Origin of the sequence: Sphingomonas sp. PAMC 26621 (genome assembly GCF_000251145.1) — a bacterium.
In the GTDB taxonomy this organism is placed as follows: domain Bacteria; phylum Pseudomonadota; class Alphaproteobacteria; order Sphingomonadales; family Sphingomonadaceae; genus Sphingomonas.
The window spans coordinates 93350-112924 of record NZ_AIDW01000018.1 but is presented as its reverse complement, the minus strand read 5'-3'; the positions used below and the strand labels follow the sequence as shown (position 1 = coordinate 112924).

The 19575-nt window shown below is 67.0% G+C and carries 16 protein-coding genes; 8 read left to right on the top strand and 8 right to left on the bottom strand.

What is annotated here, in order from left to right; translation table 11 throughout:
- On the bottom strand, nt 1-1332 hold a 1332-nt coding region (locus tag RI03_RS09930; RefSeq protein ID WP_037515133.1), incomplete at its 3' end, for an ABC transporter transmembrane domain-containing protein.
- A gap of 127 nt (nt 1333-1459) precedes the next feature.
- Between RI03_RS09930 and RI03_RS09925 the strand changes: the two genes are divergently transcribed.
- The 3 genes from RI03_RS09925 to cydX are packed head-to-tail and all read left to right on the top strand — an operon-like array spanning nt 1460 to nt 4314.
- Complete coding sequence (locus RI03_RS09925) at nt 1460-3034, top strand: cytochrome ubiquinol oxidase subunit I (protein ID WP_010217048.1); 1575 nt, start codon at nt 1460-1462, stop codon at nt 3032-3034.
- Between the two features lie 14 nt (nt 3035-3048).
- Nucleotides 3049-4191, top strand: coding sequence for a cytochrome d ubiquinol oxidase subunit II (cydB, locus tag RI03_RS09920; protein WP_010217046.1), 1143 nt, complete (start codon nt 3049-3051; stop codon nt 4189-4191).
- 24 nt (nt 4192-4215) lie between these two features.
- On the top strand, nt 4216-4314 hold the full coding sequence (cydX, locus tag RI03_RS22680) for a cytochrome bd-I oxidase subunit CydX (RefSeq protein WP_010163863.1): 99 nt from the start codon (nt 4216-4218) through the stop codon (nt 4312-4314).
- Between the two features lie 69 nt (nt 4315-4383).
- Here cydX and RI03_RS09910 read toward each other — a convergent pair whose 3' ends face one another.
- Entirely contained in the window at nt 4384-5052 is a 669-nt protein-coding gene (locus RI03_RS09910; RefSeq protein WP_010217045.1) for an OmpW/AlkL family protein, read from the bottom strand.
- Nucleotides 5053-5184: 132 nt separating this feature from the next.
- On the opposite strand from RI03_RS09910, the gene RI03_RS09905 reads away from it, so the two are divergent.
- On the top strand, nt 5185-5943 hold the full coding sequence (locus RI03_RS09905; protein ID WP_010217044.1) for a Crp/Fnr family transcriptional regulator: 759 nt from the start codon (nt 5185-5187) through the stop codon (nt 5941-5943).
- A gap of 6 nt (nt 5944-5949) precedes the next feature.
- Here the strand turns inward: RI03_RS09905 and RI03_RS09900 are convergent, their stop codons facing one another.
- On the bottom strand, nt 5950-6528 hold the full coding sequence (locus tag RI03_RS09900) for an acyltransferase (RefSeq protein ID WP_010163860.1): 579 nt from the start codon (nt 6526-6528) through the stop codon (nt 5950-5952).
- Between the two features lie 266 nt (nt 6529-6794).
- Between RI03_RS09900 and RI03_RS09895 the strand changes: the two genes are divergently transcribed.
- From RI03_RS09895 to RI03_RS09880, 4 genes are all read left to right on the top strand, one after another.
- Nucleotides 6795-7235 carry a BLUF domain-containing protein gene (locus tag RI03_RS09895; protein ID WP_037515131.1) on the top strand — a complete coding sequence of 147 codons (441 nt, stop codon included), beginning with the start codon at nt 6795-6797 and terminating at the stop codon, nt 7233-7235.
- 61 nt (nt 7236-7296) lie between these two features.
- Nucleotides 7297-8838, top strand: a complete 1542-nt coding sequence (locus tag RI03_RS09890) for a PAS domain-containing sensor histidine kinase (protein ID WP_010217041.1) — start codon at nt 7297-7299, stop codon at nt 8836-8838.
- The gene (locus tag RI03_RS09885; protein ID WP_010217040.1) at nt 8831-9460 is read left to right on the top strand and encodes a response regulator transcription factor; all 630 of its coding nucleotides are present in this window, start codon (nt 8831-8833) and stop codon (nt 9458-9460) included. The genes RI03_RS09890 and RI03_RS09885 overlap by 8 nt, the downstream gene beginning before the upstream one ends.
- A 116-nt stretch (nt 9461-9576) precedes the next feature.
- The gene (locus RI03_RS09880) at nt 9577-10536 is read left to right on the top strand and encodes a L,D-transpeptidase (protein WP_238542340.1); all 960 of its coding nucleotides are present in this window, start codon (nt 9577-9579) and stop codon (nt 10534-10536) included.
- Nucleotides 10537-10590: 54 nt separating this feature from the next.
- On the opposite strand, the gene RI03_RS09875 is transcribed toward RI03_RS09880, so the two are convergent.
- From RI03_RS09875 to RI03_RS09855, 5 genes are read right to left on the bottom strand one after another with little or no spacing between them, the layout of a single operon-like run.
- A complete protein-coding gene (locus tag RI03_RS09875) occupies nt 10591-13080 on the bottom strand; it encodes a TIM-barrel domain-containing protein (RefSeq protein WP_010217037.1) in 2490 nt (829 codons plus the stop codon).
- Nucleotides 13081-13099: 19 nt separating this feature from the next.
- Entirely contained in the window at nt 13100-14608 is a 1509-nt protein-coding gene (locus tag RI03_RS09870) for a tryptophan halogenase family protein (protein ID WP_010217036.1), read from the bottom strand.
- Nucleotides 14605-16224 (bottom strand): alpha-amylase family glycosyl hydrolase, encoded by a 1620-nt coding sequence (locus RI03_RS09865; protein ID WP_010217034.1) that lies wholly within the window; start codon nt 16222-16224, stop codon nt 14605-14607. The genes RI03_RS09870 and RI03_RS09865 overlap by 4 nt, the downstream gene beginning before the upstream one ends.
- A 5-nt stretch (nt 16225-16229) precedes the next feature.
- Entirely contained in the window at nt 16230-18044 is a 1815-nt protein-coding gene (locus RI03_RS09860) for an alpha-amylase family glycosyl hydrolase (RefSeq protein WP_010217032.1), read from the bottom strand.
- Nucleotides 18041-19555, bottom strand: a complete 1515-nt coding sequence (locus RI03_RS09855; protein ID WP_010217030.1) for a tryptophan halogenase family protein — start codon at nt 19553-19555, stop codon at nt 18041-18043. Before RI03_RS09855 ends, RI03_RS09860 begins: the two co-directional genes overlap by 4 nt.
- Nucleotides 19556-19575: the final 20 nt, after the last annotated feature.

Below are 19575 nucleotides of genomic sequence, written 5' to 3'. Positions count from 1 at the left end.
CCGCGCGCGACTGGCGGTCGGATCGGACAGCGCGATCGTGTCGGCGATGGTCCCGGGCAGCAACAGCGGGTTCTGCCCCGACCAGGTCGCGATCGCCGCGAGGCTGGCATTCCCGGGGAGCACGATCCCGTCGACCGCAAGCGTCCCTTCCGACAGGGGCGCGAGGCCAAGCAAGACATGCAGCAGGCTCGATTTGCCGCTCCCCGAGGGGCCCGTGATCGCGACGATCTCGCCAGGCGCGACGTCGAGCGTGAAATCGCGGACCGCCGCGACATCGGAATCCGGATAGCGGATCGTAACCGCAGCGAAGGTCACGCGTGGCAGCGTGGTCGTGGTACGAGACCAGCCCGCCGGCTCTGGCGCTTGCGCCGCGAGGACCGCGTCGAGCCGGACGCTCGCGGTCTCGGCGGCCTGGCGATCGTGATACGCCGCCGCCAGCCGTCGCATCGGTGCATAGAAGTCGGGGGCCAGCGCCAGAACGAAGAAGGCGCGAAACAGCGTCAGATGCTCGGGCACCGCTACCGGCAACAGCCCGAGCAGGTTGAACCCGGCGTAGACCGCGACCAGCGCGACCGACAAGGCCGCGAAGAATTCGAGTGCCGCGGACGACACGAACGCCACCCGCAGCACGCGCATCGTCCGCCGTGCGACCGTTGCGCTGGCCACCGCAATCCCGTCGGTTTCCCGCGCGATCGCGCCGAACGCGAGAATGACGGGAAGCGCGCGCAGACGGTCGGCGAGGCGGATCGACAGCTGCGCGAGCGCGTCGAACTGGCGGCGGGATTCCGCCGCTGCCGCGCCGCCGGCGAGCACCATCGCAGCGATGAACGGCACGAGCGTCAGCAGCAGGATGATCGCCGCGACCGGGCTGGCCACCGCGATCGCGCCGCCGATGAGTAAAGGCGCGATCGCGGCGGCACGGCGTGCGGGCAGGAAGCGCGCCACATGGCCGTGAAGCGCCTCCACCTCGTCAACCGCGCTGTTCACGAGTGCCCCGGTGGAACCGTGTCCGGCAAGCGGGCGAAACAGCGCTGCGACGACACGCGCGCGGATCGCCGTCTTGGCAGCCTGCGCGTCGCGCGCGCCGGCGCGGACCGCGAACATCGCCGCCACGCCGCGCAAACCGCCCGCGAGGATCGTCAGCGCGACCCACCACCCGATCCGCATATGCCTAGCGGCAAGCGTCGCAACCGCACCCGCCAGCCCCGCCGCAAACAGGATTGCCGCGACGGTATCGCCAAGCAGCAACACCATCGGACGCGCGGAAGTATAGCCCGTGATCTCCTTCAATAGTGGGACGGCGGGGGTGGGAGAAAGGGCGGCGGTCGTCATTCCCGTTGCCTAGAACAGGGGCCGTAATGGCCGAATACGGGAAACCGCGTATTCCGGAAAAAGCGGTGCCGGGGGTAGCCGAACGCGATTGGCGGCTCGCGGATGGTTGAGCCGGGAGGGCTTTGCCATGGATTTCACTATCGTCGATCTGTCGCGACTTCAGTTCGCGCTGACCGCGCTCTATCACTTCCTGTTCGTACCGCTGACGCTTGGTCTGAGCGTCATGCTGGTCATCATGGAATCCTTGTACGTCATGACCAACCGCCCGATCTGGCGGGTGATCACGCGGTTCTGGGCGAAGATCTTCGGGATCAACTTCGTGCTCGGCGTGGCCACCGGGCTGACGATGGAATTCCAGTTCGGCACCAACTGGTCGTATTTCTCGCAATATGTCGGCGACGTGTTCGGCGCGCCACTCGCGATCGAGGGGCTGATGGCGTTCTTCCTCGAGGCGACCTTCGTCGGGTTGATGTTCTTCGGTTGGGAGAAGCTCGGCAAGGGGCAGCATCTGTTCGTCACCGCGATGGTCGCGCTCGGCACCAATCTGTCGGCGCTGTGGATCCTGGTCGCGAACGGCTGGATGCAGAACCCGATCGGCGCGCGGTTCAACACCGATACGATGCGGATGGAAGTCACCGATTTCGGTGCGGTGCTATTCAATCCCGTCGCGCAGGCGAAGTTCGTCCATACCGTCAGCGCCGGGTACGTCATCGCGTCGGCGCTGGTGCTCGGCGTGTCGGCCTTCTACCTGCTGCGCGGTCGCTTTACCCAGATCGCCAAGCGATCAATGACGGTCGCCGCCGCGTTCGGGCTGGCGTCGTCGCTGTCGGTCGTCGTGCTCGGCGACGAGAGCGGTTATGCGCTGACCGACAACCAGAAGATGAAACTGGCGGCGATCGAGGGCGCGTGGCACACCGCGCCCGCGCCGGCGGGGCTGACGCTGTTCGGCTTCCCCGATTTCGAGACACGTACGACACGCTATCAGGTCGAGATCCCCTGGGTCCTCGGGCTCATCGCGACCCGCAGCCTGTCGGGCACGGTGACCGGCATGTCGGAACTCGTCCTGCAGGCGCATGAGCGGATCAGCTCGGGCCAGATCGCGTATCGCGCAGTCCAGGTCCTCAAGCACGCCCCGCAGGATGTCCCGGCGAGCGCGGCGTTCGAGATGCACAAGCGCGACCTCGGCTATGCGCTTCTGCTCAAGCGCTACGTCGCCGACCCCGCTGCCGCAACGCCCACGATGATCGACGCCGCCGCCTGGGATACGGTGCCGAGCGTCCCACTGATGTTCTGGTCGTTCCGTGCGATGGCGGGAATCGGGTTCGCGATGATCGCGCTGTTCGGCGCGGCATTCGTTTTCGCAACGCTCCGGCGGCATGACTCGTCGCGCTGGTTCCTCCGCATCGCGGTCGCCGCCATGCCGCTGCCCTGGATCGCCGCCGAACTGGGCTGGGTCGTCGCCGAACTCGGGCGGCAGCCGTGGGCGATCGACGGCGTGCTGCCGACCTTCCTCGCGACGTCGTCGCTCACGCCCGCGATGCTGATCACGACGATCGTCGGCTTCACTGCCTTGTACGGCGGACTCGCGGTGATCGAAGTTCGGCTCGTCCTCGCCGCGATCGCGCACGGTCCGCTCGAGGACTTGCCCGATGCCGATCCCGCGCCGGTCGTCACCCGGCCCATCCCGCACCTCGTCGCCTGAAGGACGCTCCGATCATGGCTTTTCTCGATTATGAAGTCCTCCGCCTGATCTGGTGGACGTTGCTCGGCGTGCTGCTCATCGGTTTCGCGGTGATGGACGGGTTCGACCTCGGCGTCGGCGCGCTGCTCCCGTTCATCGCGCGCGGCGATGTCGAACGGCGGCTCGTCATCAACGCGATCGCCCCGACGTGGGAGGGTAACCAGGCGTGGTTCATCCTCAGCGGCGGCGCAATCTTCGCCGCCTGGCCGCTGCTCTACGCGATCAGCTTTTCGGGGTTCTACCTCGCGATGTTCCTCGTGCTCGCGGCGCTCATCCTGCGCCCGGTCGCGTTCAAATATCGCTCCAAGTCGAATGATCCCAAATGGCGGGCGCGGTGGGACTGGGCGCTGTTCATCGGCGGGTTCGTACCGACGTTGGTCTTCGGGGTCGCGGTCGGCAATGTCCTGCAAGGCGCGCCGTTCCGGATCGATACCGACCTTCGCGCAACCTATGAGGGGAGCCTGCTCGGCCTGTTCACGCCGTTCACCCTGGTCTGCGGGCTGTCGTCGGTGGCGATGCTGGTCCTGCACGGCAGCGCGTGGCTTGCGGTGAAGATCGAACACGGCCCGGTCCATTACCGCGCCCGCGCAATCGGCACGGGGGCGGCGGTCGCGTCGCTGGTCCTGTTCGCGATCGGCTGGGGGTTCGTCGCAAGCGGCAACGGCTATGTCGCGCAAGGCGTGGTCGATCCGTTCGGTCCCTCCAACCCGACCCGGCTGACGACGGTCGTCGAGCAAGGCGCGTGGCTCCGCAATTACGCGCGCTATCCGTGGATGATCGTCGCACCCGTCCTCGGTTTCGGCGGCACCGCGCTGGCGCTTGCAGGGATCCTGTTCCGGCGCGAGGCGGCGGCGCTGGTCGGTTCGTCGCTGGGGGCGGCCGGGATCATCTCGACGGTAGGGCTGTCGATGTTCCCGTACATCCTGCCGTCGAGCATCGATGCACATTCCAGCCTGACGGTGTGGAACGCGTCGTCCAGTGCATCGACGCTGGTACTGATGCTCGTGGTCACGCTGGTGCTGCTGCCGATCATCCTGGTGTACACCGCCTGGGCGTACCGCGTGATGTTCGGGCGGGTGACCACCGCGCAGGTCATCGCCAACGTCGACCTGTATTGACCACCCCGACTGGAGGATAAGCATATGTGGTATTTTACCTGGGTATTGGGGCTCGGCCTCGCGGTCGGGTTCGGCATTCTCAACGGGCTGTGGCACGAGTTCCACCTGCCCGTGGAGGATTGACCCGCCGCATCGATCGACACGAAAAAAGGGCCGCCCCGGAGTTCCGGGGCGGCCCTTTTTACGTCTGGATCAGAGCCGGATGCCGATCCCGACCCCGGCGACGATGGGATCGATATGGACTCGCGACCGGTTGACCGCAGCACCGGTGTCGAGCCGCGCGGTCGTGTCGATGTCGATGTATTTGACGTCGAGGTTGACGAATACGCGCTTCGAGATGTCGACGTCGATCCCAGCTTGCAGCGCATAGCCGAAACTGTCGTTCAGATGGACGTCGGTCGGCCCGATCGCCTTGACCAGCGAGTCGCTCGCCTTGTCCGAATAGAAGATCGTGTAGTTCACCCCGGCACCGAGATATGGGCGGACATGCCCTTTGGGCAGGAAGTGATATTGCAGCGTCAGCGTCGGCGGGAGAACCCAGGTGCTTGCCACCTTGTCGAGGGCAGCGATCGTGCCGCGCCCGATCACGCTGTGCTTGGTCGTCGCGAGGATCAGCTCGGTCCCGAGATGGTCGGTCAGCATATAGGTGAAATCGACCTCGGGCGCGAAACTGTCGTCGACCCCGAGCTTGCTGCCGGGGAAGCCCGGCGTCACCGCGTCGCTCCGTTCGTTCGGCGCGACCATGATCGCGCGCGCGCGGACCAGCACGTCGCCCTGCTGGATCTGCGCGGACGCCGGTATCGCGATCGTGCCCGCGACCGCGGTAGTGAGCGCAGCGCCCAAGGCTAAGGTAAAACGCATGGTGTCCCTCCGTCGATGATGATGGAGAGTCGCGTAGCGCGGTGGCGACCGGGCGGATTTGCGCGGCGACACGCGCGCACCTACGTATGATTACGTCGATCTAGTGCGGCGCAACGGCCGTAGGGTCACGCGATGGCACCGCATCTCCGGCAACAACCGCCCGTGCGGGAGTATTGCGACACGTGCGCGGTGCGGGATCGTTCGATCTGTGGCGCGCTGACGAGCGGGCAGCTGATGCCCCTGGCGACGATGCGCCGGATCGAACGGCTTGGCGTAGGCGAGACGATCGCGTGGGAAGGCGCGCCATCGGTGATGATCGCAATCGTGCGCCACGGACTGGTCGGGCGCAGCCTGCTGCTAGCGGACGGGCGCGAACAGGTTGTTGGGCTCGCGTTCGCCGGTGACATGGTGGGGCGCCCCTTCGCCGCCATCAGCGACCACAGCCTGACCGCGATCACCCCGACGTTGCTGTGCGTCTTCCCGCGCGCAGCGTTCGAACGGTTCGCTGCCGCCAGTCCGCCGCTTGAACATGCGATGCTGCTTCAGTCGCTCGACGCCCTTGCCCGGACACACCGCAACATGTTGATGCTCGCGCGAATGTCCGCCCCGCAACGGATCGCGACCTTCCTGCTCGATCTCGCCGAACGGGGGGATCGCACGCCGGCTGGACACATTGCGATCCCGCTCGGGCGACAGCAGATCGGCGATCTGCTCGGGCTCTCGATCGAGACGGTCAGCCGCCGGCTGCGCGCGTTCGAACGCGCGGGGCATATCGGCCTGCCGGGGCAACGTACGCTGGTGATGCACGATCCCACGGCACTTGCGGCGATCGCGGGCGGGAGGGGGACGCCGTCCCTGCCTGCCGATGGCCGCCGTCAAGTTATGGCGTGATCGCGATCAGCTGGCGAGATCGGCGTGAAAGAAATGGTTCCGCCGGAGTTCGATCAACCGCGGCTCGAACACCGGATCGAAGTCGCATCCGCGGGCCTGGATCATATCGCGCCATTCGTCCGGCAGTTGCTGGTCGCGGCGCGTAAGCGACAGGACATGCTGCGCCATCGGCCGGATCCGCCGAAGCGGTGACCCGCCATAGACGTAACCGCCTTCGACATGGCCCTTCAGGACCGCACCAGCACCGATGATCGTGTTATCGCCGATTGTCGTGTCGGGAAGAACGATGGCACCGTGACCGATGAAGACGTTGCTGCCGATGATGATCTTGCCGACGGCATCGAACGCGGTGTTCATCATGCGGTTGATCATGTTGATCGAGCCATCGTGCCCGAACAGGAAACAGTCGGAAAGCCGGGCATTATCCCCCAGGCGGACATAGTCTGGATCGGTGATGACCGCCCGCGGGCTGATAGAGCAATGTTCGCCCATGACGATACGCCCTTCGGCCTTGAGCGCCGCGGCATGGGACAGCCCGTCGACCTCGCCCGGGCGCCCAAGCGCGCGCCGTAACAGATTTAGCATACTGCCTATCATCGTACCCCCCTCGTCCTTTTGATTTGCATCCGGCAAGGGTCGGGGCAAGCAGAAGAAAGGAAGTATTAAGTATATCTGTGTGAGTTAATGTACTGTAACGGCACATCGAAATTGAAGGAGCGTCGTTCCCGGCACCACCGTTCATGGGGTTTGCCGGGGTGTTTCCCACCGTCCACCGCTTTCGGTGGAATGTTCGTATGGCGTGCCGCCGCGCGATCGGCGAAACGACCGGGAGCCTCCTTGAAGATATACGCATGGACCGAACCGTCATCTACGTCAGCAAACGGGTGTTCCCGGTAAGCGACGCCGTCAAGGTCATCGCCGGGATCGTCGAACCGGCGCGTCTGCGCAATACCGGGCTTGGCGTGACCGGGGTGCTGGTCGCGACCGAGAATACGTTCGCGCAGGTGATCGAAGGACCGGAAGACGCAATCGAGACATTGATGCGCAGCATCGCGCGCGACCCTCGCCACTGCGACGTAACGGTGTTGCGGCGTGAAAGCCTTTCACGCCGACGGTTCGTCCGGTGGTCGCTCGCGTATCAAGGCCGGTCGGCGTATTTCGAGGGCTTCATCCGCCCCCTGGTCGCTCAGCCCGACGCGCCGCGGGCGGATGTCGACCGTCTGGTCGACCTGATGGACCGTCTTGCGGCACCCACGTCGCGGCGCCTGTCGGACGAAGGCGGGTCTCCGTAGAGATACGTAGATATTCCGATGCCCGTGGTACGCTAGGCCAGCGGATGCAACAGGAACACCAATGCCGATCCACTATTCGTTAGACGTCCCGCGCGGCGGGTCAGGTGGCGTGGGAGACCTTGGCGCGCTGCCGAGCCTGATCGCGGCATTGCCCGACCATGCGATCGTCCGGCTCGACGCGCAGGGGCGGGTCAACGGCTGGGGAACCGCCGCCGACTCGCTGTTCGGCTGGAACGCGGAGGAGATCCTCGGGCATGACGTCGAACGGCTGTTCGCGCCGGGCACCGCCGCCGCCTTGATCGCGCATTTCGCGCCAGGCGGGGGCCGCAAGCGCGAGACCGCGGACGACCAGTGCCGCCACAAGAGTGGCGCGAGCTTTCGCGCGATCACCTCGCTGACGTCGATCGCGGGCGCGGGCGCGGGCGGCGCGGTCGAGGGCTTCTGGCTGGTGGTGCGCGACGTGACCGAGGAGCGCGCCTCCGCCAGCTCGATCGAGGCAAGCGCGATCCTGCTCAACTCGATCCTCGAGACCGTTCCCGACGCGATGATCGTGATCGACGACCACGGCGTGATCCAGTCGTTCAGCGCGACCGCCGAGAAGTTGTTCGGCTATGACGAGGCCGAGGTGCTCGGGCACAACGTCTCGATGCTGATGACGACGCCCGACCGCGACGCGCACGACCGCTATCTCTCGCGCTACCTCGACACCGGCGAACGCCGCATCATCGGCAAGGCGCGCCGTGTCATCGGGCTGCGCAAGGACGGCACGACCTTCGCGCACGAACTCGCGATCGGCGAGGCGCGCGGGCGGGGGCGGCGCGTCTTCACCGGCTTCATCCGCGATCTGACGCAACGCGAAACCGCCGCCGCGCAACTCGCCGAACTCCAATCCGAACTGCTCCACATCTCGCGCGTCACCGCGATGGGGACGATGGCCTCTACCCTCGCGCACGAACTCAACCAGCCGGTCACGGCGGTCGCCAATTACGTCGAGACATCGCTCGCGTTGTTGCAGGCGGGTGCGCCGGGGAGCGACGCGATCGTTCAGGAGGCGCTCGCGGAAGCGGCGGCGGAAGCGCACCGTGCGGGCAAGATCGTCCGGCGGCTGCGCGACTTCGTCGCGCGCGGGGAACTCGACAAGACGGTCGAGGCGCTGGCCGACATCGTCGACGACGCTTGCGCGCTCGGCATGGTCGGCGCGGCGACGCCGTCGATCGAGATCGAACGCGCGATCGACCCGACGACCGGTCCCGTGCTGGTCGACCGCGTGCAGATCCAGCAGGTCCTGATCAACCTGATGCGCAACGCGGTCGAGGCGATCCCGGGCGAACACGGCGGGATTATCCGCGTCACCGCGCGCCCGCAGGGCGACTTCGCGCAGGTGACGGTCACCGACAGCGGGGCAGGGCTTGCCCCGGGCATCCTCGCCACGATGTTCGGCGCCTTCGCCAGTACCAAGCGAGACGGCATGGGGCTCGGCCTGTCGATCTGCCGGACGATCATCGAGGCGCATGGCGGGCGGATCTGGGCCGAATCCCGCCCGGTCGGCACCGCGTTCCACTTCACCGTGCCCCGGGCAGGGCGGGAGACCAGAGATGACTGACCGTCCCGTCGTGCACATCATCGATGACGAGGAAGCGATCCGCAAGTCGGCGGGGTTCATGCTGCGGACCGCGGGCTATGCGGTCCATACCTGGCCGAGCGGGGTCGCCTTCCTGAAGCAGGCGCGGCAGGCGCCGATCGGGTGCATCCTGCTCGACGTGCGCATGCCCGAGATGGACGGGCTCGAGGTACAGGCGACGCTGACGGAACGCGGGATCGCGATGCCGGTCATCATCCTGACCGGGCATGGCGACGTCGGCACCGCCGTGCGGGCAATGAAGGGCGGCGCGGTCGATTTCCTCGAGAAACCGTTCGAACGCACGGTCTTGCTGGCGATGGTCGAAGCGGCGATCGCGCGGATCGAGGATGCGGACCGGCATGCCGCCGAAGCCGACGCCGCCAGGCTCCGCATCGCCGCCTTGACGCCACGCGAGCGCGACGTGCTGCAACAGCTGGCGCACGGTCTCCCCAACAAGACGATCGCGTTCGACTTCGGGATCAGCCCGCGCACCGTCGAGGTGCATCGCGCGAACCTGATGGCGAAGCTCGACGTGGCGAGTTTTCCCGAAGCGTTGCGGATCGCGTTCGCGGCTGGACTGGGGCCGCAGCCGGACGCGGCGTAGCGTTCGCACTGGTCGGGAGAGGCTGGCGTTTTCCTCAGGCGGGGCGGGCGTAGGTAGTCCCCCCGATAGCCGATTCCGCCGGGTTCTGGTCTGGCGTCGTCTTTCAGGAGAATGGCGTGATCGTATCCCGTGTGTTCGGACGCTTGTGCGCCATCATGGTCGCAGCAAGCCCATTGCTGTCCGTCACCGCGACCGCCCAGACCCCGTCCGGCCCGGTCGAAACCCTCAAGCCCGGCGACTTCCTGTGGGAGCCCGAGATCGCGCCGAACGGCCCGGTGACGATCGTCATCAGCACCGCGACGCAGCGCGCCTATGTCTATCGCAACGGCGTTCCGATCGCGGTCAGCACGGTATCGACCGGGCGTGCCGGGCATGAGACGCCGATCGGGGTCTTCACGATCCTGCAGAAGGCGGTGACGCACCATTCGAACCGCTACAACAATGCGGCGATGCCGTTCATGCAGCGGCTGACCTGGGACGGGATCGCGCTCCACGCGGGGCCGTTGCCGGGCTATGCCGCGAGCCACGGCTGCATCCGGCTGCCGTCGGGTTTCGCCGAGCGGCTCTATGCGATCACCGCGCGCGGCGCGACCGTCGTCATCACCGACGAAGCCGCTGTCCCCGAAATCGCACCGACCGCCGACCCGCTGATCGCGCCAGAGGACCGCCATGCTGCGCCCGAGAACTATGCCTGGAACCCCGAGCGCTCCCCGACGGGGCCAATTTCGCTGCTGGTGAGCGGGCGCGACCGGCGGCTCGTCGTCCTGCGCAACGGGCGCGAGATCGGATCGGCCCGGGTGCTGATCGATGCGCCGATCCTGGCGACGCGCGCCTATGTCCTGCAGGCGATCGACCCCGCCGGGCCGCACTGGCTAGGCCTGCCGCTGCCCGGTGCACCGGACCCTGCGGCGGGCGAGACAGTCGATCCGGATCGGTCGGGCTCGCATATCCCCGCAGCGTTCCGGGCGATTCTGCTCGGCGTGCTGCAACCCGGAACGACGATGCTCGTCACCCGCGACACGTTGGCGAGCAGCGGGACCGGTCAGCGGTTGCGCGTGTTCGATACGCAACGCTGAGCGACCGTTTCCCCGGCGCAGGCCAGTCCCGCCTGCACCGGGCTGGCGTGACGGTTAGCGCGCCAGCATCACGCGCGACGCCTTGACCGGCGCGGGCATCGTGAACGCCACCGTCTGCGCCGCGCTGTCCGCCGCCGTCGCCAGCCGCTTCCCGTCATGCGTCGCGGTCGCCGGCGTGGTCCAGCCGTGGATCGTCACCGTCACCTGCGACCACCACGGCTTGAAGCTCCCCTCGCGCGCCTCGAACGCGATCGACAGGCCGTTCGGCGTCATCGCGCACGTCACCTTCTGCCGCAGGAACCCGCGGCGTTGATAGGCGAGCGTCGTGCCGTCATCCTCGTACAGCGTGCCGACGCATTCGGCGCCCGGGTAGACGTCGAGCATCAACGGTCCGCTCGGCATCTGAGCCGTGCTCTGGACGAGCGGCTGGCGCGGCAGGATCGTGCCCGCACGGACGAACACCGGCAGGCGGTCGAGCCGCGGCGTCTCTACGACGCGGTCGCCGTTGGAACGCGCGGTCGGCACGGCCTGCGTCGCGGACTGGATAGGACCCTGTGCGGTCGGCTCGGGGGTGCCGGTGCGCAGACCGGTCCAGTAATCGTACCAGCCCCCGGCGGGCAGGCAGACGTCGTAGGTCTGCGGCGATTCCGGGCTGGGCGGGGGCGCGATCAGCAGCGCCTTGCCGAGCGTGAACGCCATCGACTGGTTGCAGCTCGCCGATGCCGCACTCGGGTAATCGTAGAACACCGGGCGCATGATCGGGTCACCAAGCCGGCTGTTCTGGTCCGCCAGCGCGTAGAAATACGGCATCAGGCGATACCGCTCCTCGACGAAGCGGCGGCGGATCGCGAGATGATCGGGGCCGTCGACCCACGGCTCGACGCGCGGCGTGCCGGTCGCCGAGTGATCGCGGAAGACGGGCGTGAACGCGCCGATCTCGAACCAGCGGGTCAGCAAATCGGGGCTTGGCCCGCCCGCGAAGCCGCTGACGTCGGCGGCGCTATAGGCGAAGCCCGACAGGCCGAGGTTGATGATCTGGTGGACCGACAGCTTGAGGTGATCCCAGGTCGCGAGATTGTCGCCGGTCCAGGTCACCGAATAGCGTTGCCCGCCCGCATAGCTTGCGCGCGTCATCACGAACGGGCGCTCGTTGGGGCGCAGCGCGAGCAGGCCGTCATAGGTCGCGCGCGTGTTCTGCATCCCGTAGACGTTGTGGATCTCGCGGTGATCGCCGGTGCGGGCGGCGAAGTCGTCGCTGTCGATGCGGTGGACCGTGTCGAGCGGCATCGTCTTGGTCGGCGTGTTGAAGATCGCGGGCTCGTTCATGTCGTTCCAGAAGCCAGCGACGCCCGCATCGAGGAAGCCCTTGTACAGCGTCCCCCACCAGGTCCGCGCCTTCGTCGTCGTGAAGTCGGGGAAGACCGAGTCCCCCGGCCACACCGGCGCGACATAGTCGCTGCCGTCGGGATTCTTGACGAACGCGTCGATCCGCTTGCCGGTCGTGTAGGGCGCATAGCCGGTGTCGGCCTTGGCGATGTGCAGGTCGGTGATCGCGATCAGCTTGATCCCCTCCGCCTTCATGTCCTTCACCAGCGCCGGAAGGTCCGGGAAGGTCTGCGGATTGGTCGTGAACGGGCGGTTGCGGTCCTGATAGCCGATGTCGAGCCAGATCACGTCGGTCGGCACGCGGTCCGCGCGCAGGTGGCGGGCGATCTCGCGGACTTCATCGGCGGACATGTAGCTGTAGCGCGACTGCTGATAGCCGAGCGCCCATTTCGGCGCGAGCGGCGCGCGGCCGGTCAGCCCGGCGTAGCGGCGGGTGACGTCGGCGAGGCTGGGGCCATTGAGGAAGTAATAGTCGATCGGCCCGTCGGGGCCGCCGAACTTGAGCGTGTCGGCGTCGCGGTGGCCGAAATCGAACCAGGTGCGATAGGTGTTGTCGAGCAGGATCCCGTAACTGCCGCCCGCGCCGCCGGTCGTGGCGAAGAACGGGATCGACTTGTAGATCGGGTCGTCCCCGCTGGTGAAGCCGAACGCATCGGTGTTCCAGTCGACGAATTCCTTGCCGCGCCGGTCGAGCCCGCCGGTCTTGTCGCCGAGGCCGTAGATATGCTCGCTGATCGGCAGAGTCTTGGTGAGCGTGAACGCCTTGCCGTCGACGCGCGCCGGGGCGGCATCGGCCGAGATGATCTTGCCGTCGAGCGTCTCGAACGTCACCGCGCCACCCGCGCCGATGCGGACCCGCAGCGTCGCGGTGGTGAACCCGTCGGGCGCTGGCGTCACCGTCGCGCGGGTCTTGCGCTGCGCGGGGAGGACCGCCCAGCTGGCGTCCTCGGGATAGACGCCGTCACGCGCGATGCGGACCCGGACGAGATCGTCCGACAAGGCGATTAGCTTCATCTTGAGCACGCCCGCGGTCACTTCGACGCCATCGCGCGCAGCTGTCAGCGTGGGCGCGGGGGCAGCAGCCTGTGCCTGTGCGGCGGGGGCGGTGAGCGGCAGCGCGACGGTGGCGAGCAGCAGCGCGACGGGGAGGCGTTTCATGATAGGTCTCTCACTGAAATTACCGGGGGAGGTGGGTCTGGTGCGGCTGGTAATTGCGCGCGCAGCGGCTGAGGAAATCGTCGATGCGGGCCATGTCGACGCGGTCGATATCCGGACCGGGCGGGACGAGCCGGGTATCGTCGGGGAAGGTGCCATAGCCCGCGAACAGGCAGTGCCAGCTGATCGCGCTGTAATAGCGCCCGAGGTCGAGCCGTTCGATCTCGGACGTCAGATCGCCGCCCGTGAACCACGCCGACATCACGCGCTTGAGCGTGTCCGACGGTTCGACCGCGCGGGCGGCCGCCCAATAGCCGTGCGGGTCGGCATGGCGCTGGTTGAGCCGGTAATGCGCGACGATATAGTCCCGCACGCCATCGTAGCGTGCGGCAATCCGCGCGTTGTACGGCGTTCGCGCCCTGGCGGTGAAGCCATCCGCATCGACCGCGTCGAGGAACGCCTCGACCGTTGCGATCACGAGATGCAGCGCAGTCGCCTCGAGCGGTTCGAGGAACCCCTGCGCAAGCCCTGCTGCGAGCGCATTGTGCGACCAGCTTTCGGCGACGCGTCCGACGCGCATCGTCAGGTGGCGCGCGGTGCCGCTGTCGCCAACACCAAGATGGTCGCGTAACTCCGTCTCAGCCTGTTCGGGCGAGAGATGGCGGCTCGAATAGACATAACCGTTCCCGCTGCGGGTGGTGAGCGGGATGTCCCACACCCACCCGGCCGACAGCGCGGTCGCGCGGGTCTGGCTGGCGAGCGGCGCGGCGGGGTCGCGCGGGGTGGGCAGCACGACCGCAGCATCGTTGAACAACGTGTCGGCGTAGCGAACGAACGGGACGTTCAGGGTCTGCTCGAACAAGACGCTGCGGAATCCGCTGCTGTCGACGAACAGGTCGCCAACCACCGGAGCGCCATCCTCGCACAGCAGCGCGGCGATCCCGCCGTCTGCTGCACGTTCCACCCCGGTCACGCGCCGCTGGAGATGCGTCACGCCGCGCTTCTCGACCGCGTGCCGCGCGAGGAAAGCGCCCACCTTATAGGCGTCGAAATGGTAGCCGTAGCTGACCTCGAACGGAAAAGTCTCGTCGGGCTGCGGCGCACACGCCGCATCCGCCAGTCGCGCCGGAAGCAGGAAACGGTCAGGATGCGCCACGACATCGCGCCCGGTGCGGCGCGCGCGGGTGTTGTAGAGGAAGGCGTCGGCGGTGTGGCTGTCGAGTGCGGTCGGGAAGGGGTGGAAATAGCGGCCGAACCCCGGTCGGTCGGACCAGCCGTCGAACCCGATCCCGAGCTTGTAGGTCGCGTCGCACGCGGGCATCCACTCGGCCTCGGATATCCCGAGCTGGTCGAACAGACCCTTCAACTGCGGGGTCGAACCCTCGCCGACGCCGACGATCCCGATCTCGGGGCTCTCGACCAAGGTTACGCGCGCATTCGGCCAGCGGCGCGCGATCAGGCAGGCCGCGATCCAGCCGGCGGTGCCGCCGCCCAGGATGACGATCGCCCGATCCGCCGCCGGATGCGTCACAGCGTAAGCACCAGCCCGGCAAAGGCGGGCAATACGTCCGCGTCGCTTTCGTGGGTCGCCAGCAGCACGGCACCGTCGCGAGCAATCGTCTCCGGCACGCGGCGCACGGTGTCGCTGAAGTTGAACAGGCACAGCAGCCGCTCGCCGTCCGCCGCGCGCTCGAACGCGAGCAGCGCATCGTCGCTGAACAGCACGCGCAGGTCGCCAGCACGCAATGCCGGGTGCGCGTTGCGCGTCGTCAGCACGCGCCGGGTCCAGTTGAGCAGCGAGTCCGCGTCGCCATCCTGGACGTCGACCGCGAGGGCGGCATGATCGCCACCGAACGGCAGCCACGGCGTCACGCTTCCAAAACCGAGATCGTCCGCTGCGCCGACCCACGGCATTGGCGTCCGCGCCCCGTCGCGCGACAGCGTCATCGGCCAGTTGGCGATCGCCTCGGGGTCGAGCAGGTCCTCGAACGCGATGTCGACCTGCGTCAGCCCGAGTTCCTCGCCCTGATACAGGAAGATGTTCCCGCGCAGCGACGCGAGCAGCAGCAGCTTCATCCGCGCAAATGCGCGCGCATTGTCGGGCGTGGTCCAGCGCGAGACCGCGCGTGGCGCGTCATGGTTCTCGAACGCCCAGCTCGGCCACCCGATCGTCGGGTCGTTCGGCCAGCGCGCGAGGGAATCCGCGACGAGTTCGGGCTTCAATGCATCGGCATAGAGGAAGTCGAAGCTGTACGCGCTGTCGAGCCGCTTGCCGCCCGCCGTGAACAGCTTCATCTCGCGATCGCTGTCCTCCCCGCCGATCTCGGCGACGGTGAAGCCAGCGCCATACTCGTCGAGCAACGCGCGGATCCGCTCGAGAAACGCCGGGATGTCGGCGTGGCTCTGGTTGTGCAGCTTGAGCTGGAAATCGAAGGGCCGCGTTCGTGCGCGGTTGGTCGCGGGGGCGGGGGGGTTATTGGTCAACGCGGGGTCGTGCATCGCGAAGTTGATCGCGTCGAGCCGGAAACCATCGACCCCGCGATCGAGCCAGAAACGCGCGGTATCGAGCAGTTCCTGCTGCACCGCCGGATTGTGCCCGTTGAGCTGCGGTTGTTCCTTGAGGAAATTGTGGAGGTAATATTGCTGGCGGCGCGCGTCCCACGTCCACGCCGGGCCGCCGAACACCGATTGCCAGTTGGACGGCGGGCTGCCGTCCGCCTTGGCATCCGCCCAGACGTACCAGTCGGCCTTGTCGCCCGAACGGCTCGCGCGGCTTGCCTGGAACCACGGATGATCGTTCGACGTGTGCGAATAGACCTGGTCGATGATGATCCGCAGCCCGAGCGCATGCGCGCGCGCGACGAGCGCGTCGAAATCCGCGAGCGTGCCGAAGATCGGGTCGACGTCGCGATAGTTCGCAACGTCATAGCCGAAATCCTTCATCGGCGAGGTGAAGAACGGCGACAGCCACACCGCGTCCATCCCGAGCGAGGCGACATGGTCGAGATGCGCGGTGATGCCATTGAGATCGCCGATCCCGTCGCCGTTCGAATCAGCGAAGCTGCGCGGATAGATTTGGTAGATCGCGGCGCCTTTCCACCATTGTTCGGAGGCAGACGGCGCGGATTGGACGGCAGGGGCGGTCATGAGGCTCATTTGCTGGGGAGGCGGGCAGGTGCGGCGGCGCAGATCGCGTAGCCGAGCGGTGGGAGCGTTATCATTGCGGAACCCGGCGCGGTCACGCTGGCCGGGCAATTTCCGGCGAGCGCCGTGAACCGCGCGGACTGCGCGCCGACCTCGACATTGGCGCTGAGCGGCTGGGTCGACGTGTTGAGCACGACGAGCACTTCGCGTCCGTCGTCATCCCCGCGCGTGAAGGCAAGCAGGCCGGCCTTTTCCGAGGCGAACCGCACGACGGTGCGACCGTGGCGAAGCTGCGGATGGTCGCGGCGGATCTGCGACAGCTTGGCGATCGTCTGGAAGATCGGGTTGTCGGTCCCGAAATGCGCGGTCGCGGTGGTCGTCTTCGTGCCGATCAGCCGGTTGTCGTTATAGGTCGCGACCTTGCTCGGGAACATGTCCTCGCGCGAATCCTGGTCGCCACCGTGCCCGGTGAACCCCTGCTCGTCGCCCGAATAGATCGTCGGCACGCCGCGCGCGGAGAGCAGCAGGACATGCGCGAGCGTGAGCCGCTGGAGCCGTTCGGCCTCGGTCGCGGTCGGCCACGCCTTGTCGAGCATATAGCCCATCCGGCCCATGTCGTGGTTGCCCAGGAAGGTCGGGAGCCGCAGCGCGGTCGCGTCGCCGCCCTCGTACAGTACGTCGCCGTCGATCAGCCTGGCGAAGACGTCGGTCCCCGCCTTGCCGGTCAACATCGCGCGCGCCGCGGCCTGGAATGAGAAGTCGAGCACTTCCGGATATTTGTCGCGACGAGTGAATTGCGCGGTGTAGCCGGGGTCGACCGTCTCGGAATAGACTTCGCCGAAGATCGGGAAGTTGGGGATGCCGCGTGCCGCCGCGCGGGTCTGCATCGCGGGGATGAACGCCTGCCAGAATTCGGGGTTCACGTGGCGCGCGGTATCGATGCGGAAGCCGTCGACGCCGAACCGGTCGATCCAGCTGCCGTAGATGCTGATGAACCCGGCAATGACGCGCGGATCCTCGGTCATGACGTCATCGAGCCCGCTGAAATCGCCATAGCGCGCGGATTCACCGGCGAAGGTCGAGTCCCCGCGATTGTGATAATAACGCGGGTCGTTGAGCCATCCCGGCACCTTCACGCTTGCTTCGCTAGGCGGCACGAACGGGGTGTAGGCATAGGCCGGATCGGTCAGCCTGGCGAAATTCTCGGGGGTCTGCACCGCGTCGCCCGCGAAGCCCGGATTGATCGGCTTGCCGGTGACGCCACCGCGCCGCTGGTACGGATAATCCGCCTTGCTGCGATAGGCGCAGGTCTTGACGACGCACTCGCGATACTGGATCACGTCCGCGGTATGGTTGGCGATGATGTCCATATAGACCTTCATGCCCCGGGCATGCGCCGCGTCGACGAACGCCGCGAACTCGGCATCGGTGCCGAAATGCGGATCGACCCTGGTGAAGTCGGTGATCCAATAGCCGTGGTACCCGGCGCTTTCGTGACCCTTGGCGCCCTGGACCGCCTTGTTCTTCAACACCGGCGCAACCCAGATCGCGGTGACGCCGAGCGACTGGATATAGTCGAGCCGCTGCATCAGCCCCTTGAGGTCGCCGCCGTGGTAGAAGCCCTTGGTGGTCGGATCGTAGCCCGTGGTCAGCCGGTCTCCCGTCAGGCCACCCGTGTCGTTGGACGGATCGCCATTGTCGAACCGGTCGGGCAGGACGAAATAGATGATCTCGTCCTCAGGCGCGCGGGCGCGAACCTGCTCGACCGGGATGGCGGTCGCAGGACCGGCGAGCGCGAACAGCAGGGCTGCGGTGAGGCTCATGCGGTCACCGACCGGGCTGCGGCGCAATGACGCGCGATGAAGTCGTTGTGGCTCGGCATCTGGGCAACCTCACGGGCGTTGAGCTGGTCGATCGTGTCGAGGAATTCGGCAAGATCGGTGGCGGGGATCGCATCGGCGAGCGGGTGATGCCCCCGCGGCATCACGCCTTGGCCCGCGAACACCTGAAGCCAGCCGACCTCGGTGAACAGTTCCTCATGCTCGCGCGTGATGTGGCCGTTGCCGCGCCATAGATCGATCTTGGCGGAAAGCGTCTCGGGAAGCGCCATCTCGCGGCATTTCTGCCAGAACGGCTCGGTGCGGTCGTTCGCGTGATAATGCAGGATGATGAAGTCGCGGATGCGCTCATATTCGAAATCGCTCTGGCGATTGAACTCGGTGCGATCCGCCTCGGCGACGGTGCGGCCGGGGAGGAGCTTCATCAACCGCGCGATCGCGGACTGAATCAGGTGGATGCTGGTCGACTCCAGCGGTTCCAGGAAGCCCCCCGCCAGCCCGATCGCGACGACGTTGCGGTTCCACATCTTGCGGCGCTTGCCGGTGCGGAAGTGGATCGGCCGCGGGTCGGCGAGTGCTTCGCCGTCGAGCCCGGCGAGCAGGGTCGCGGTCGCCTCGTCGTCACTCAGATGCTCGGACGCATAGACGATGCCGTTGCCGGTGCGATGCTGCAGCGGAATCCGCCACTGCCAGCCCGCCGCCTTGGCGGTCGAGCGGGTGTAGGGGGTGAACGCGGTGCTGCGTTCCGACGGCACCGCCATCGCGCGATCCGCCGGGAGCCAGTGCGTCCAGTCGTCATAGCCGGTGGCAAGCGTCTGTTCGATCAACAGGCCGTGGAAGCCGGTGCAATCGATGAACAGGTCGGCGGCGAGCGTCGTCCCGTCCTCGAGCAGCAGCGAACCGATATCGCCATTGTCGGCCCGCTCGACGCGGACGACCTTGCCCTCGATCCGGTTGATCCCGCGCGTTTCGCTGTAGCGGCGGAGATACCGCGCATAGAGCCCCGCGTCGAAATGGAAGGCGGACGGCATGTCCGGGAGCACGCGTGCGGTCCGTGCCGGCCCGCGCTGCATCCGCTCCGCAAGCGCGGCCTGGGTGTTGAGCGAATAGGCCGCGAGGTCCTTCGCGGTGCCGAGCGCCTTGGCGCGCAACCAATATTGATGGAACGGTAGCAAGCCAACATCGCGCCCGACCGTGCCGAACGCGTGCATGTAGCGATGTCCGGGCCGAAGCCAGTCGACGAACTCGATCCCGAGCTTGTACGTCCCCTGCGTCGCGCGGAGGAATGCGTCCTCGTCGAGCCCGAGCGCATCGTTGAACAGCCGGATCTGCGGGATCGTCGCCTCGCCGACGCCGACCGTGCCGATCGCGTCGGATTCAACGAGGTCGATCTCGAACCCGGTCTCGAGGAAGCGGGCGAAGGTGGCGGCCGTCATCCACCCCGCGGTCCCGCCGCCGACGATGACGATCCTGATCGGCTCAGGCTGCTCGGTCATGATCGACGTCCCCGCTTGTA